This is a genomic window from Streptomyces sp. NPDC001492 (genome assembly GCF_053597275.1).
Map to the genome: position 1 here is coordinate 61,750 of NZ_JBSFHW010000017.1, position 15,720 is coordinate 77,469.

A 15,720-nucleotide genomic window follows, 5' to 3' on the forward strand; every position below is an offset into this window, starting at 1 on the left:
ACCCCATGCGCGATCAAGACCCCTCCGCCGGTCACGCCGAACGCCGGCTGACCACCAAGGAAGCCGCCGAACTGCTGGGCGTGAAGCCCGAGACCGTGTACGCCTACGTGAGCCGCGGCCAGCTGAGCAGCCGACGCGTGCCCGGCGGCAGGGGCAGCACCTTCGACGTCAAGGAGGTGGAGGCGCTCGCCCGGCGCAACAGACGGGAGAGCAGCGGGAGTTCACCATCGGGCGGCGAGCTCTCAGTGCGGACCCGCATCACCCTCATCGAGAAGGACCGGTACTTCTTCCGCGGCGTCGACGCCACCGAGCTGGCCACGCGCCACTCGTACGAAGAGGTGGCCGAGTGGCTGTGGACCGGCCGACTGCGTCCCGGCATGGTGTTCACCGCACCCGAGACCCCCGTCGCCCTGGCCCGCCGTGCCGTCGACACGCTGCCCGAACACACCGGACCGACCGACCGGTTGCGGGTTGCGGCGATCGCCGCCGCGGTCGCGGACCCGCTGCGCTTCGACCTCTCCGAGGACGCCGTCCTCGGCACCGCGCGCACCCTCATCCCCACCCTCGTCGCGGCCCTGCCGCCGGCCCGGCGCGGCCACCGTGACGAGGGTCCGCTGGCGCACCGCCTGTGGGCGCGGCTGAGCGGGCTCGACCCGGACGAGGCCTCGCTGCGGGTGCTGGACACCGCGCTCGCCCTGCTCGTCGACCATGACCTCGCCGCCTCGACGCTTGCCGTGCGCGTCGCCGCCTCGGCCCGCGCCCACGCCTACGCGGCCGTCTCCGCAGGGCTCGGAGTGCTGGAAGGCCCCCTGCACGGAGCGGCCAGCGGCCTCGCCCACCGCCTGCTGCTCGACGTGCTCGACGAGGGCGACGCAGCCCCCGTCATCGCGCAGGAGCTGCGGGCAGGCCGTCGCATCCCGGGGCTCGGTCACCGGCTCTATCCCGGCGAGGACCCACGCGCGCGTGTCCTTTTCGGCCTCCTGGAGGAGATCCCCCGAGCCGCCCCCGCCCTGGCAGCGGCCCGCGACATCGTGGCCACCACCGCCCGCCACACTCCGCTGCACGCCAATGTCGACCTGGCCCTGGCCGTGCTCACGGCGTCCTCGGGCATGCCCTCGACCGCGGGCGAGACGATCTTCGCCATGGCACGCACGGCGGGCTGGATCGCCCATGCGCTCGAGGAGTACGGGGAACGCCCGCTGCGCATGCGGCCCAGTGGACACTACGTCGGTCCGAAGCCGCCCCAACCGCTGCCGTAGGAGGAATCGGCCCCGGCCGGCGCAGGAAACGGACGCGGCCGGAAGTCACGGTGAGCCAAGTCAGGTTAGGCTCACCTCTGTGAGTACGTGCTCGACCGTCTCCCGGGAGCTCGACGAGCCCCTTCCGGGAACCGCGGCCACCGCGAGAACCTGGCTGCTGCTGGAGCAGCCGGGTCCCTGGGGCGCCAAGGCGCTCACTTCGAGCCACCTCGATCCGGCACTCGGCCGCGCCCTGGAGGCGTCCGCGAAGGGCACGGGCGTGCGTATCGCGCTGATCCGGCGCCCGGGACGGCACGCCGACTGCGGCACTCCCACCACGCGACAGGTGTACGCGGCGCACACCGCGCCCGGCAACGCATGGCTGCACTCCGCCACGGTCCGCGACCCACGGGCTCTACTCTCCCTCGACTTCGCCGCGCTCGGCAGGGGCGCGCACCACACCGTCGACTCGACGCTCGGTGCTCGACCACACGCCGGCGGTCCGCTCGCCCTCGTCTGCACCAACGGCAAGCGGGACCGCTGCTGCGCGCTGCTCGGCCGCCCGCTCGCGGCAGAGCTCGCCGCCTCCGAGGGGGACGGCGTCTGGGAGGTCACTCATCTGGGTGGCCATCGCTTCTCGCCCACGCTGCTCGTCCTTCCCCACGGGTACGCGTACGGCCGCGCCGAGGCCCACGCCGTCAGGGAGGTCCTGCACGGCGTCCAGGAGGGACGGATCGCCGTGGAGGGCTGCCGCGGGCGCTCCGCATGGGAGCGGCCCGGTCAGGCGGCCGAGCTGGCCGTGCGCTCTGCCGTACGCGAGGACGCGGCGGACGCCCTGACCGTCGTACGAACGGACGGAGCCGCGCCGCACTGGCAGGTGACCGTCGCCCATGCGGACGGACGCCGGTGGCGCGTCGAGGTCGCCCAGGGTGCGTCCCTGCCGCCCCGCCCGGAGAACTGCGGGACATCGATTCTCGGCTCGCCTGCGCGGATGGAGGTCCTGGCGGTGCACGAGCTGAGCATGACCGCGCTCGCGAGTTGACCGCGCCGATCAATGCTTCGACCACTCGGCTCAGCATTGATCAAGAGATGCATGCCACACCCTCTACGGCAGCTCCGGGCCGTCCACGTACCGTCGTGGGTATGAGCCCCACTCCCCCCGCACGCCGCCTGCGCCTCGGTCTGCCGAAGCGGGTGTTCTCGCAGGTGCTGCTGATGCAGGTGGCGATCGCCGCGGGCGTCGCGGTGCTCGCGACCGGACTGTTCCTGGCTCCGCTGAGCAAACAGCTCGACCAGGAGGCGATGCGCCGGGCGCTGGCCATCGCCGAGACCACCGCGCAGGACCGGCATATCGCCGAGGGAGTCCTCAACACCCCGCCGACCAGGAACGGCCCGGTGCAGAAGGAGGCCGAGCGGATCCGGCGGGCCACACACGCCGAGTACATCGTGGTGCTGGACCGGCACAAGGTGCGCTGGTCGCATCCCACGCCGTCGGAGATAGGCAACATCGTCTCCACGGACCCCCACGAGGCCCTGGCGGGCAAAGAGGTCATGGAGATCGACAGCGGCACCCTGGGCCGCTCGGCCCGCGGCAAAGTGCCCCTGCGGGACGCCCACGGCAAGATCATCGGGGCGGTCTCGGTCGGTATCAAGTACGACAGCGTGCGGGCCGACCTCATCGGCGCGATCCCTGGACTGCTCGCCTACGCCGGCGGTGCACTGGCCGTCGGTGCGCTGGCCGCCTGGCTGATCTCACGGCGCGTCCAGCGGCAGACGCGTGACCTGGCCTTCTCGGACATCTCGGCGCTGCTCGCGGAGCGCGAGGCGATGCTGCACGGCATCAGGGAGGGCGTCGTCGCCCTGGACCGGGCCGGTCGGATACGCCTCCTGAACGACGAGGCGCACCGGCTGCTGAGCATTGATGCCGAGGCCGTCGGCCGGTCCCCCGACGAGGCGCTCGGCGAGGGACGTACGGCCGACATCCTGGCCGGCCGGGTGACGGGCACCGACCTGCTCACCGTGCGCGGCCAGCGCGTCCTGGTCGCCAACCGCATGCCCACCGACGACGGCGGCGCCGTGGCGACCCTGCGCGACCGGACCGAGCTGGAGCAGCTCGGCCGGGAACTCGACTCGACGCGGGGCCTGATCGACGCCCTGCGCGCCCAGGACCACGAGCACGCCAACCGTATGCACACGCTCCTGGGGCTGCTCGAACTGGAGATGTACGACGATGCCGTGGAGTTCGTCGGGGAGGTGGTCGGTGACCACAGGGTCACGGCGGAACAGGTCACGGAGAAGATCCAGGACCCGCTCATCGCCGCTCTGCTGGTCGGCAAGGCGACCGTCGCGGCCGAGCGCGGCGTCGCCCTGTGGGTGTCGGACCGGACACGGCTCCCGGACCGGTTGATCGACCCCAGGGGGCTCGTCACGATCGTCGGGAACCTGGTGGACAACGCGCTCGACGCGGTCGCGGGCACCCTCCACGCGCGCGTGGAGGTCGAGCTGCGCGCAGAAGGGCGTACCGCCGTCCTCAGGGTGCGCGACACCGGGCCCGGGATCCCGGCGGAACAACACGAGTTGATCTTCACTGACGGGTGGTCCACGAAGGAGCCGCCCGCACACCGCAAGCGCGGTATCGGCCTGTCCATGGTGCGCAGGCTCGCGGAGCGGCAGGGCGGCAGCGCGACAGTGAGCGAAGCGGAGGGTGGCGGCGCGGAGTTCACCGTCGTCCTGCCGGAAGCGCTGACCGACCCGGCACAAGAGCCGGCCCTCACGGCAACCGCGGACACGACCGTCAAGGAGGAGTCGCGATGATCGAGGTCCTGGTCGTGGACGACGACACCAGGGTTGCCCAGGTCAACGCCGCCTACGTCGAGAAGGTGCCGGGCTTCCACGTGGCCGGCGAGGCGCACAGCGCCGCCGAGGCGCTGCACCGGCTGGAGACACTGCCCCGTCTGGACCTGGTCCTCATGGACCACTACCTGCCCGACGACACGGGTCTCGCGGTCGTCCAGGAGATGCGCCGGCGCGGCCACCAGACCGACGTGATCATGGTGACGGCGGCCCGTGACGTGTCGACCGTGCAGGCCGCGATGCGGCACGGCGCGCTCCAGTACCTTGTCAAGCCGTTCGCCTTCGCGGGCCTGCGCGCCAAGCTGGAGGCGTACGCGGAACTGCGCCGCACCCTCGACGGCGGCGGCGAGGCGGAGCAGGCCGAGGTGGACCGCATCTTCGGTGCCCTGTCGGCCTCTTCGGAGCCGGCGCTGCCCAAGGGCCACTCCCCCAACACGGCGGAGCTCGTACGCCAGTCCCTGATGAGCGCCGAAGGCCCCCTGTCGGCCCAGGAGATCGCCGACCGGACCGGAGTGAGCCGGCAGACCGCCCAGCGCTATCTGAAGCTCCTGGAGCGCACGGGACGGGCCCGGCTCACCCTGAAATACGGCGACGCGGGCCGCCCTGAACACCGTTACGTGTGGGCGGCCCGCGCCTGAGGGCACGGCCGGTGGGGGCGGGGGAAGGGGCCGTGCCCCCACTTACATACGGATTCAGCCCGCGGCCTTCTCCACGAACTCGGTGGTGAACGTCTTGCTCAGATCCACCTTGGCGTTCTTGATGTTGGGGTTGAACGCCTTGAGGACCTTCTCGACCGTCTCGGGGCCGTCCTTGGGCATGACACCGTCCTTGGTGAACATCGGCAGTGTGCTCTCGATGGCTGCCGCGTACAGGACCTTGTTGCCCTGCGAGTAGTCGGCGGGCATCTTGTCGGCTATCTGCGTCGAGCTGTGGGTGGACATCCACTTGAGCGTCTTGACGAATGCATTGGCCAACTTCTGGACGGTGTCCTTGTGACCGTTGACCCAGTCCGTCTGCATGTACAGGCTTGACGACGGGTACGGGCCGCCGAGCGCCTCCTGGGAGCCCTCGGGCGTACGCATGTCGAGCAGAACCTTGCCCGCCTTCTTGTCCAGAATGTTGGCGACGGTCGGGTCGGTCGTCATACCGCCGTCGATGGCACCCTTCTGGAGCGCCGCGATGAACGTCGGTCCCGCGCCGACGGCAACCGGGGTGAAGTCGCTGACCTTCACCCCGTTCTTGACGGCAAGGTACTTGGTGAGGAAGTCGGTCGACGAGCCGAGACTGGTGATGCCGAGCTTCTTGTCCTTGAAGTCCTTGGGCGACTTGATGTCGCCCTCCGCCTTGCTGGAGACGATCTCCACCTCGCCGGGCGCGTGCGAGAACTGCACCACGGACTCCACGGCCTTGCCCTTGGTCTGCAGGTCGAGGGTGTGGTCGTAGAAGCCGACCGCCCCCTGCACCTGCCCGGAGACGAGCGCGGTCTCGGCCTGGACACCGGCGGGCTCGCTCAGCATCTCCACATCGAGGCCTTCGGCGTCGAAGTAGCCGAGCCGCTGGGCGAGCATCGCGGGGAGGTAGATGACCTTGTCCAGGCCACCGACCATGATCTTGACCTTCGTACCCTTACCGTCGCCCTTGCTGGTGGAGGCGGTACTGGCCGCGTCGTTGGCACAGGCGGTGAGGGAGGAGAGAGCGAGCAGGCCGGCGGCGGCGAGCGTGCCATACCTGACGGACTTGCGCATGATGATTCACGTCCTTGTGAGAGGGCGGTGCGGGGAGGTGAGGAGACGGCGGGCCCCAAGAGGGCGCCAGGTGCTACGAGTTCGTCGGCTTCCAGCGGAAGACACGGCGTTCGATGAAGGTGAGCAGCCCTTCGGCGGCCAGCGCGACGACGGCGAGGATGACCATCGCGGCGTATACACCGGCGGGGTTGAACGTGTTCTGGGACTGCGATACGAGCAGGCCGATGCCTTTGGTGGCACCGATGTACTCGCCGACGATGGCTCCGATGAGTGCGAAGCCGAAGCTGACGTGGAGGCTGGTGAAGATCCACGAGGTGGCGGACGGGATGACGACCTGAAGGGTCACCCGACGGTCACTGGCGCCCAGGATGCGGGCATTGGCGACCAGATTGCGATCCACCTCACGGGCACCCTGGAAGGCGTTGAAGAAGACCGGGAAGAAGACGAGGACCACAGCCGAGGCAACCTTGGAGGCCGGACCGAGACCGAACCAGATCAGGAAGATCGGGGCGAGGATGATCCTCGGCATCGAGTTGAGCACCTTGATGTATGGACCAAGGACATCGGCGAGGAAGGCGATCCGCCCGAGCGCAATGCCAAGGACGACACCCGCGATCACGCCAAGCACCCAACCGAGCAGCGCCTCGTACAGCGTGTACCAGATCTGCTCTCCCAGAGGCCCCTGCGCCGTCCCGTGCATCACCCAGGTGTAGATCTGGTCCCAGATCTTCGAGGGCATCGAGAAATTGAACGGATCGATGACCTTGGCCCTGGAGAGCATCTCCCACAGCCCCAGGACGGCGACCAGAAGCACCACGCGGGTGACCAGAACGACAATCGTGCGTCTACGGGCGGCACGCGCGCGTGACTGCGCACGGTCCGTCTTGTTGCCGGGCTCGGTCATGGTCAGCGCGACCTGTGCCTCGGGCATGACGTCAGGCGACATGGGCGGCACCCCTCTCACGGGTGATGCGGACCTCTTCGCCGAGGGACTCCCAGATCTCGCGGTAGATCTCGATGAACCGCGGCTCCAGACGCACGGACTCGACCTTGCGCGGCCGCGGCAGGTCGATGTCGAAGACCTGCTTCACGGTGGCCGGACCGGCGGTCATGACGACGACCTTGTCGGCCAGTGCGATCGACTCCTCCAGGTCGTGTGTGACGAAGACCACCGAGGCACCCGTGCCCTCCCACAGCTCGAGCAGCTCGTCCGACATCAGCGCCCTGGTCTGCACGTCGAGCGCCGAGAAGGGCTCGTCCATCAGCAGGATCTCGGGGTCGTTGACGAAGGTCGCGGCGAGCGCGACGCGCTTGCGCTGGCCGCCGGAGAGCTGGTGCGGGTAGCGGTCCTCGAAGGCGGCGAGCCCGACCCGGGCCAGCCACTCGCGGGCCTTCTCCTTGGCCTCCGGCTTGGGCACACCGCGAAAGCGCGGGCCCGCCATGACGTTCGACAGCACGGTGCGCCAGGGGAAGGTGGCGTCCTGCTGGAAGACGAAACCGACCTTGTCGCCGACGCCGCGAACCGGTTCCCCGGCGACCAGGACCTCACCCTCGGTGGGCTCCTCCAACCCGCTGACCAGGGTCAACGTGGTCGACTTGCCGCAACCCGTGGGGCCGACGACCGCCACGAACTCACCGCGCCCGACCGTGAGGTCCAGCTCCCTGACGGCCGTGTGCAGACCCCCCGACGGGGTCCTGAAGATCTTGCTCGCGCCCCGTAGCTGGATGGCGGGGCTGGTGTCTGCGCTCATGGCCGGGGACGGTAGATGTGGCCCGGGCCACAGCAGCAGCCTTGTGAGCGCATGCCGTTCTTTTGCTTGCAACAGCCTGTTGTGCTCGTTTTGCGCGCGCTACAACAGCGGAGCCGAAACACGGGCTTAACGCTCGCCAGGCCTTGACAGAAAGAGGCCCGATGATTGACGTCCTGGTCGTGGACGACGACTTCCGCGTTGCCGAGATCAACGCCAAGTACGTGGGAAAGGTTCCCGGATTCCGGGTCGCCACCCGCGCGCACAGCGCTGCCCAGGCGCTGGCCAGCGTGCAGCGCGGGGCCATCGATCTGGTCCTGCTCGACCACTACCTGCCCGACCAGACGGGCCTCGAACTCGTCCACCGCATGCGGGAACAGGGCCTCGGCACGGACGTCATCATGATCACCGCGGCCGGCGACGTGGCGACCGTGCAGGCCGCGATGCGCCTGGGCGCGCTGCACTATCTGGTCAAGCCGTTCACTTTCGCCGCCCTGCGCACCCGTCTCGACTCGTACGCCGCGCTGCGCCGCACCGTCGACCGCGTGGGCGGCCGCGGCATCGCAGGCCAGGAGCAGGTGGACCGGATCTTCGGAGCCCTGCGCACCACGCCGGCGCCCTCGTCACCAGGCCTGCCCAGCGGCCACTCGGAACCGACGACCGACCTGATCTGCCGGGTCCTGCACCACGCCGAACACCCGCTCTCGGCCCACGAGGTGGCCGCGGAGACCGGCCTGAGCCGCTCCACCGCCCAGCGCTACCTCCGCCACCTCGAGCAGGCCGGCCGCCTCCGCCTCTCCCTCAAGTACGGCGACACAGGGCGCCCGGAACACCGGTACGCATGGGTGACGCCGTAGCCCCAAGCCTGCGCTGCAGGCCGTACGAAACTGCTGCAGGTGTACGACGACGATCAGGCGTATGCCGATCAGGCGTGTGTCCTACGACGATGAGGGCGGCGGAGTTTCCTAGGCGGCCCCTGCTCCCGTCAGCGCCCGCACCTCGGTCTCCGCGTGCTTGGCCTCGTCGGGGACCTCGTCGGAGGTGACCGTGCCGAGCCAGCCCGCGAGAAAACCCATCGGGATCGACACAAGGCCGGGGTTCTGGAGCGGGAAGTACTGGAAGTCGACGGCCGGGAACAGCGATTCCGGACTGCCCGAGACCACGGGCGACAGCACAACGAGGGCGAGCGCGGGGACCAGCCCGCCGTATACGGCCCACACGGCACCGCGGGTGGTGAAGCCGCGCCAGAACAGCGAGTAGAGCAGCACCGGGAGGTTCGCGGACGCGGCGACCGCGAAGGCGAGGCCCACCAGGAAGGCGACGTTGAGGTCGCGGGCCAGCAGGCCGAGGGCGATCGCGACCACGCCGATGCCGACCGAGGCGACGCGCGCCACGGCCACTTCGCTGCGCGGCTCGGCGCGGCTGCGCCGCAGTGACGCGTACAGATCGTGGGCCACGGACGCAGAGGAGGCGAGCGTGATTCCGGCGACCACCGCGAGGATCGTGGCGAAGGCGACGGCGGCGACGACCGCGAAGAGAACCGTTCCTGCGGTGGAGTTCGCGCCGCCGCCCAGGGCGAGCGCCAGGAGCGGGACCGCCGTGTTCCCGGCCGCGTTCGACCCGCGTACCGCATCCGGCCCGACGATCGCGGCCGCTCCGAAGCCGAGGATGATCGTCATCAGGTAGAAGCCGCCGATGAGCCCGATCGACCAGAGCGCCGAGCACCGCGCGGCCCGGGCGGTGGGCACCGTGTAGAAGCGGGACAGGATGTGCGGCAGCCCTGCCGTGCCCAGCACCAGGGCGAGTCCCAGGCTGATGAAGTCCAGGCGGGCGGTCCAGTCCCCGCCGTACTTCAGCCCCGGGGCCAGGAACGCATCGCCGTGGCCACTGCGCGCGGCCGCCGTCAGCAGCAGCCGGTCGAAGTCGCCGTGGAACCGCAGCAGGACGAGCACGGTCAACGCGACCGTCCCCGCGAGCAGCAGTACCGCCTTGACGATCTGGATCCACGTGGTGGCCCGCATCCCTCCCAGCGACACATAGATCACCATGAGCGCGCCGACACCGATGACGGTCCAGGCCCGCGCCGCCGCGCTCGTGCCCCCGAGCAGCAACGCGACCAGGCTGCCCGCCCCCACCATCTGCGCCACCAGATACAGAACGGACACGGTGACCGAGGAAGTTCCCGCCGCGATCCGCACCGGCCGCTCGCTCATCCGTGCCGCAACCACGTCGGCGAGCGTGAACCTCCCGCAGTTGCGCACCAGTTCGGCGACGAGGAAGAGGACCAGCAGCCAGGCGACGAGGAAGCCGACCACGTACAGCAGTCCGTCGTATCCGAACAGCGCGATGAGCCCCGTGACACCCAGGAAGGAAGCGGCCGACATGTAGTCCCCCGCGATGGCAAAACCATTCTCCATGGGCGAGAAAAGACGCCCGCCCGCGTAGAACTCCTCCGCCGAACCCCGTCGGTTGCGGCTCACCCACGTCGTGATCGCCAGCGTGATGGCGACGAACACGCTGAAGAGAAACAGCGCAAGCGTCTGATGGTCGCCCGTCACAACGCACCACCCCGGACTCCCCGCGTCAACTCCTGGGTGTTCCACCGCAGTTCCAGCGCGGCCCGGTCCCGGCGCAGCCGCGCGTGCCGGGCGTAGGCCCACGCGAACAGGAAGGTGCTGAGGAACTGACCGAGCCCGGCGAGCATCGCCACGTTCAGGGCGCCGGCCACGGGATGCGCCATCAGCCCGGGCGCGGTGGTGGCGGTCACGAGATACGCCACGTACCAGACGAGGAAGACAACGACTCCCGGCACGACAAACCTGAGGTATCTGCTGCGCACTTCCTGGAACGCCGCGCTGCGCTGCACCTCGAGATACACGTCGGCCGCAGCGGCTGTCTCGTCCTCGCTCGTCCGGCGCTCAGGCCCGGCCTCGGGCACGGGGCTGCCGACGCCGTCCGACTCGCCCCATCCGGAGGCGAGCGCGTCGTACCACGGGTCGTCGTACCTGGCACCCCCGGATGCCTCTGCGGTGGACGGGGCATGATCGCGGTGCTCGGCCGAACCATCGGCGCCGCCACCGCCTCCGCGGGGGCGGTCGTTGCTTGACTGCATGCCCAAGGATGGACAGAACGGCGAGATCCCCGACTCTTCTTCTCCGCGCTCTTCACCCCATCAGGTGACTCATCCCGCTGGTGGCCGCGCGAGCCCCTTTGCATACGCGTAACGGACCGCCTGGGCACGGTCCTTGAGTCCCGTCTTGGCGAAGAGATTGTTGATGTGGGTCTTCACGGTCGCGGTGGAGACATGCAGCTTGTGGGCGATCTCCTGGTTGCTGAGGCCGTCGGCGATCAGCAGCAGCACCTCGGTCTCGCGCGCGGTGAGCCCGTCCGGCGCCTCCGTCGCAGCCGGCGGCTGCGGCTCCGGACCGGACAGCCGCTCCAGCAGCCGCCGCTGGATGCTCGGCGACAGCCCGGCGTCCCCGGACAGCACGCTCTGCACGGCCCGTACGATCTCGTCCCCGCCCGCGTCCTTGGTGAGATAGCCCCGTGCCCCAGCCCGCAACGCCGGGAACAGGGACTCGTCATCCGCGTACGTCGTGAGCACCACGACCTGCGTCCCCGGGTACTCCGTGCGAATGCGCCGGGTCGCCTCCACCCCGTCGCAGCGCGGCATGCGCAGGTCCATCAGCACCACGTCCGGGGCGAGTTCCGCCACCAGTTGCACCGCCTCGTCCCCGTCCCCCGCGGCACCGACGACCTCGATCCCGGGCAGCAGGCCCAGCAGCATCACGATGCCTTCACGCACCACGGTCTGGTCGTCCGCGACCACTACGCGCGCAGGCCGCGGCTCCGTCCCTTCCGTCATACAGGCACCTTCAGCGTCACCGCGAACCCCTCCTCGTCCGGCCCTGCCTCCAGCGAGCCGCCCAACAGCTCGGCACGCTCGCGCATGCCCAGCAGACCGTACCCGGCGCCCGCCCCGGCGAGTTCGCCCGGCGTACCGCCGGAGTCCCGTACATCCAGCGTCACTTGATGGTCGCTGTAGTCGAGCCGCACCCGCACCTTGGCGCCCGGCGCGTGCTTGCGCACGTTCGTCAGGGCTTCCTGCGCGACTCTGCGTACGGCCTGCGAGGCCTCCGCGGGCAGCTGCCTGCGCTCACCCGTAATGGTGACCTCGGCACCGGCCGACGCACCGACGAGCTGCGAGAGGAAGTCCTCCAGCGGAGTCAGCTCTCCGCGCAGCGCCGAGAGCGCCTGCCGCGTCTCGTCGAGACCGTCACGGGCCATCCCCCTTGCCGCCACCACCCGCTCCAGGATCTGGTCCCGGCCTGCGCCCCGCTCGATGAGCAGCCGGGCTGCCTCCAGGTGCACGAGCTGGGCAGACAGGCTGTGCGCCAACACGTCATGGATCTCCCGTGCGATCCGGGCCCGCTCCGCGAGCGCCGCCGACTCCGCCTCCGCTGCCCGGGCGGCACGCTCCTGGGCGAGCAGGCGCTGGGCGCTGCCGCGGGCTTCGGCGTCGAGGCGCAGGACGTAGCCGGCCAGGGCCAGGCCCGCCGTCGTGGCCGCCGTGGTCAGCCACACGTCGTTGTTGACCGCGGCGTAGGAGGCGAGGGCCACGGAGGCCGTCGGCCAGGCGACCGCCAGCGGCAGCCGTTCCAGCGCGGTGACGGCGCAGCCGCACCAGAGGACGAGTGCCGGTGCCCGGAAGCCCACGGCCTCGGCGCCGACGGCCAGTCCCAGGAGCGCAAGCAGGATGCCGAGGGAGGGCCAGAGCCTGTGCTGGAACGTGGTCCGGTACAGAGCCCAGGCGAGTACTCCGGCCACGACCACACCGAGGGCACCCACGACCGTCACCCAGCCATGGACCCGGCTGCTGTGGAAAGCCCCCCACAGCAGGATGGCGAGGGCGAACAATCTCACGACCCAGGCGAGCACACGCCGAGGTCGCGAGATACCTGCCCGCCCGAGCGCCTCCCGCGAGGGCCAGCGCATCCAGGCGTTCTGCGTCACACGCACTCCTTCCGCGCAGGGCGGACCATGAAGTCACCGTATGCCGAACCCCCACCGTCCGCGGGAGCCACGGACTGCGCCCGCCAGACCAGGATCCCGGAGCGGACCAGGAGGGTGGCCGCGAGGGCGACGAGCAGGGCCGAGCTGTCCTGATGGACGCCGAAGACCGCGCCGAGCGCGAAGAGGCCGACACGCAGGGCGATACCGACGATCCAGACGGTGACGCTGGCCTTGGTGCTCTTGCTCCACACGGTTCCGTCCGGGTCCGCCCATATTCGGGTCGTCCAGGCCCATCCGGCCCCGGTGGCAAGACCGATGAGCAGCTCGGCGCCCAGTAGGACGACCGACTCCGTGCGGTGGTGGGCGTCGAGGATGCCGGGCTCGCGGAGCGCCACGACGGCGAGGATCACAGGCAGCAGCCACCAGCGCCGGCCCGTCCCGATCTGCTGTGCGCGGAACTGCCGCACGACTACGAGAACGACGACAGCCGCGATCGCCAGCGCGTTGACGAGCCCGGACATCAGAGCCTCCGTGAGCGAAGAGGGGAGTCGGCAGCGAGTGCTGTCGACGCCTTCGACGCTACGGAAGTCCGCAGGTCAGCAGATCGGAGCAGGGGTGGATCGTGGGTGGATCCGCAAACGGCTGTCGGCTCCACCCACGGGTGGAGCCGACGTACGACGACCTTGGTCACCCCGGCCGAGCCCTCCGGCCAGGGCCCAACGGCTATGCGTCGATGCGCGACCGGTCCAGCGTCGCCGCCGAGCTGGAGATGAACTCCTTGCGCGGTGCCACGTCGTTGCCCATCAGCAGATCGAAGACCGTCTCTGCGGAGTCCAGGTCGGAGAGGTTGATCCGGCGCAGGGTGCGGTGTCGCGGGTCCATGGTGGTCTCGGCCAGCTGGTCGGCGTCCATCTCGCCGAGGCCCTTGTACCGCTGGATGGAGTCCTTGTAGCGGATGCCCTTGCTCTGGAACTCCAGCAGCTTGTCGCGCAGTTCACGGTCCGAGTAGGTGTAGACGTACTTGTCCTGGCCCTTCTTCGGCTGGACGATCTCGATGCGGTGCAGCGGCGGCACGGCGGCGAACACCCGGCCCGCCTCGACCATGGGCCGCATGTACCGGTGGAACAGCGTCAGCAGCAGGGTCCGGATGTGCGAGCCGTCCACATCGGCGTCGGTCATCATGATGATCTTGCCGTAGCGGGCCGCGTCGATGTCGAACGTCCGGCCCGAGCCGGCTCCTATGACCTGGATGATCGCGCCGCACTCGGCGTTCTTGAGCATGTCGGTCACGGACGACTTCTGGACATTGAGGATCTTGCCGCGGATCGGCAGCAGCGCCTGGAACTCGGAGTTGCGCGCCAGCTTGGCGGTGCCGAGCGCGGAGTCCCCCTCGACGATGAACAGCTCGCTGCGGTCCACGTCGTCACTGCGGCAGTCGGCCAGCTTCGCGGGCAGCGACGAGGACTCCAGAGCCGTCTTCCGGCGCTGGGCGTCCTTGTGCTGGCGGGCCGCGATGCGCGTCCGGGCAGCGGCGACGGCCTTCTCCATGACCACACGGGCCTGCGCTGCGGCGTCCCGCTTCGTGGAGGTCAGGAACGCCTTGAGTTCCTTGGAGATCACGGTGCTCACGATGCGACGGGCCGCCGAGGTGCCGAGGACCTCCTTGGTCTGGCCCTCGAACTGGGGCTCGGCGAGGCGGACGGTGACGACCGCGGTGAGGCCCTCGAGGGCGTCGTCCTTGACGATGTCGTCCTCGGCGACGCGCAGCAGCTTCTTCGCGCGCAACACCTCGTTCATCGTCTTGGTGACCGCCTGCTCGAAGCCGGCGACATGGGTGCCTCCCTTGGGGGTGGCGATGATGTTGACGAACGACTTGAGGGTCGTGTCGTAGCCGGTGCCCCAGCGCATGGCGACGTCGACGCCGAGTTCACGGGTGACCTCGGTGGGCGTCATCTGGCCGTGGTCGTCCAGGACCGGGACCGTCTCCTTGAAGGTGCCCTGGCCGGAGAAGCGGAGGACATCGTTGACCGGCTTGTCGCTCGCCAGGTACTCGCAGAACTCGCTGATGCCGCCGTCGAAGCGGAAGGACTCCTCGCCCTTGCTGCCGCCCTCGCCGAGCCCGAACTCGTCACGGACGACGATGGTCAGGCCGGGCACCAGGAACGCCGTCTGCCGGGCACGCTGGTGCAGGTTCTCCAGGGAGAGCTTGGCGTCCTTGAGGAAGATCTGCCGGTCGGCCCAGTAACGCACGCGCGTGCCGCTGCGGGTCTTGGGGATCCGCTTGGTCTTGCGCAGCCCGCTGGTGGCCTCGAACTTGGCCTCGGGGCCGTTCGCCGCGAAGGCACCCGGCACGCCGCGGCGGAAGCTGATCGCATGGGTGTGGCCGCCGCGGTCCACCTCGACGTCCAGGCGGGCCGACAGGGCGTTCACCACGGAGGCGCCCACACCGTGCAGACCGCCGGAGGCGGCGTAGGAGCCGCCGCCGAACTTGCCGCCGGCGTGCAGCTTGGTCATGACGACCTCGACGCCGGAGAGACCGGTCTTGGGCTCGACGTCGACCGGGATGCCCCGGCCGTTGTCCCGGACCTCCACCGAGCCGTCGTCGTGGAGGATCACCTCGATGTGGTCGCAGTAGCCCCCGAGGGCCTCGTCGACGGAGTTGTCGATGATTTCCCACAGGCAGTGCATCAGACCGCGGCTGTCGGTGGACCCGATGTACATGCCCGGGCGCTTGCGCACGGCTTCGAGCCCCTCGAGGACGAGCAGGTGCCGCGCGGTGTAGTTGGAACCGTCCCGGTCTGCTCCTGCCAGCAGCGCTGTGGACGGCACGGACGTCTCGGCGGTCACGCGGTTCGCTCCTCGCTGAATTTCAGGTGGGGCCCTGGTGGGTAAGGGCCCGGCTTCGGTCGCCGTCAAGAGGGTACCGAGGCCTGGTAGAGCCGTTGTAACGCCACCCTCGTCTTGAGTTAAGACTAGTCCAGAGTCGCATGCGTGTTCGATCCCTCGATGGAGTGAAGTACATATCACGTTCCCTTCGAGGCATGAACCATTTAGGCTCCGGGCACGTCCTCATGAACAACCGGCAAGCCAGCCGGGAGGACCAGACATTGACAGACTGCGCGA

The 15,720-nt window shown here is 69.7% G+C and carries 14 protein-coding genes; 5 read left to right on the forward strand and 9 right to left on the reverse strand.

The features are described 5' to 3' along the window. Positions 1–5 precede the first annotated feature (5 nt). The 4 genes from ACWC1K_RS22220 to ACWC1K_RS22235 all read left to right on the forward strand — a co-directional run bounded on the left by ACWC1K_RS22220 (position 6) and on the right by ACWC1K_RS22235 (position 4,729). Positions 6–1,259, forward strand: a complete 1,254-nt coding sequence (locus ACWC1K_RS22220; protein ID WP_450833606.1) for a citrate synthase — start codon at positions 6–8, stop codon at positions 1,257–1,259. A 79-nt stretch (positions 1,260–1,338) separates the two neighbouring features. Then, positions 1,339–2,280, forward strand: a complete 942-nt coding sequence (locus ACWC1K_RS22225) for a sucrase ferredoxin (RefSeq protein WP_450833608.1) — start codon at positions 1,339–1,341, stop codon at positions 2,278–2,280. A gap of 101 nt (positions 2,281–2,381) precedes the next feature. Continuing rightward, complete coding sequence (locus tag ACWC1K_RS22230; protein ID WP_450833610.1) at positions 2,382–4,052, forward strand: ATP-binding protein; 1,671 nt, start codon at positions 2,382–2,384, stop codon at positions 4,050–4,052. After that, a complete protein-coding gene (locus ACWC1K_RS22235; RefSeq protein WP_450833612.1) occupies positions 4,049–4,729 on the forward strand; it encodes a response regulator in 681 nt (226 codons plus the stop codon). The genes ACWC1K_RS22230 and ACWC1K_RS22235 overlap by 4 nt, the downstream gene beginning before the upstream one ends. A gap of 54 nt (positions 4,730–4,783) precedes the next feature. Here ACWC1K_RS22235 and ACWC1K_RS22240 read toward each other — a convergent pair whose 3' ends face one another. The 3 genes from ACWC1K_RS22240 to ACWC1K_RS22250 form a co-directional block, all read right to left on the reverse strand. Continuing rightward, entirely contained in the window at positions 4,784–5,836 is a 1,053-nt protein-coding gene (locus ACWC1K_RS22240) for an ABC transporter substrate-binding protein (RefSeq protein WP_450833614.1), read from the reverse strand. Positions 5,837–5,909: 73 nt separating this feature from the next. Next, positions 5,910–6,782 carry an ABC transporter permease gene (locus ACWC1K_RS22245; RefSeq protein ID WP_450833616.1) on the reverse strand — a complete coding sequence of 291 codons (873 nt, stop codon included), beginning with the start codon at positions 6,780–6,782 and terminating at the stop codon, positions 5,910–5,912. Further along, positions 6,772–7,587 carry an ABC transporter ATP-binding protein gene (locus ACWC1K_RS22250; protein WP_450833618.1) on the reverse strand — a complete coding sequence of 272 codons (816 nt, stop codon included), beginning with the start codon at positions 7,585–7,587 and terminating at the stop codon, positions 6,772–6,774. The genes ACWC1K_RS22245 and ACWC1K_RS22250 overlap by 11 nt, the downstream gene beginning before the upstream one ends. 161 nt (positions 7,588–7,748) lie before the next feature. On the opposite strand from ACWC1K_RS22250, the gene ACWC1K_RS22255 reads away from it, so the two are divergent. Continuing rightward, positions 7,749–8,441, forward strand: a complete 693-nt coding sequence (locus tag ACWC1K_RS22255; RefSeq protein WP_450833619.1) for a response regulator — start codon at positions 7,749–7,751, stop codon at positions 8,439–8,441. A 108-nt stretch (positions 8,442–8,549) separates the two neighbouring features. Here the strand turns inward: ACWC1K_RS22255 and ACWC1K_RS22260 are convergent, their stop codons facing one another. The 6 genes from ACWC1K_RS22260 to ACWC1K_RS22285 all read right to left on the reverse strand — a co-directional run bounded on the left by ACWC1K_RS22260 (position 8,550) and on the right by ACWC1K_RS22285 (position 15,444). Continuing rightward, on the reverse strand, positions 8,550–10,142 hold the full coding sequence (locus tag ACWC1K_RS22260) for a solute symporter family protein (RefSeq protein WP_450833621.1): 1,593 nt from the start codon (positions 10,140–10,142) through the stop codon (positions 8,550–8,552). Further along, positions 10,139–10,696, reverse strand: coding sequence for a DUF485 domain-containing protein (locus ACWC1K_RS22265; protein WP_450833623.1), 558 nt, complete (start codon positions 10,694–10,696; stop codon positions 10,139–10,141). The genes ACWC1K_RS22260 and ACWC1K_RS22265 overlap by 4 nt, the downstream gene beginning before the upstream one ends. Before the next feature lie 69 nt (positions 10,697–10,765). Further along, positions 10,766–11,449, reverse strand: coding sequence for a response regulator (locus ACWC1K_RS22270; RefSeq protein ID WP_450833625.1), 684 nt, complete (start codon positions 11,447–11,449; stop codon positions 10,766–10,768). Beyond that, positions 11,446–12,597: a sensor histidine kinase gene (locus tag ACWC1K_RS22275; RefSeq protein ID WP_450833626.1), complete on the reverse strand. Its 1,152-nt coding sequence runs from the start codon at positions 12,595–12,597 to the stop codon at positions 11,446–11,448. Before ACWC1K_RS22275 ends, ACWC1K_RS22270 begins: the two co-directional genes overlap by 4 nt. Continuing rightward, on the reverse strand, positions 12,594–13,118 hold the full coding sequence (locus tag ACWC1K_RS22280; RefSeq protein ID WP_450833628.1) for a DUF1453 domain-containing protein: 525 nt from the start codon (positions 13,116–13,118) through the stop codon (positions 12,594–12,596). The genes ACWC1K_RS22275 and ACWC1K_RS22280 overlap by 4 nt, the downstream gene beginning before the upstream one ends. A gap of 202 nt (positions 13,119–13,320) precedes the next feature. Next, positions 13,321–15,444, reverse strand: coding sequence for a DNA gyrase/topoisomerase IV subunit B (locus ACWC1K_RS22285; RefSeq protein WP_450833629.1), 2,124 nt, complete (start codon positions 15,442–15,444; stop codon positions 13,321–13,323). Positions 15,445–15,720: the final 276 nt, after the last annotated feature.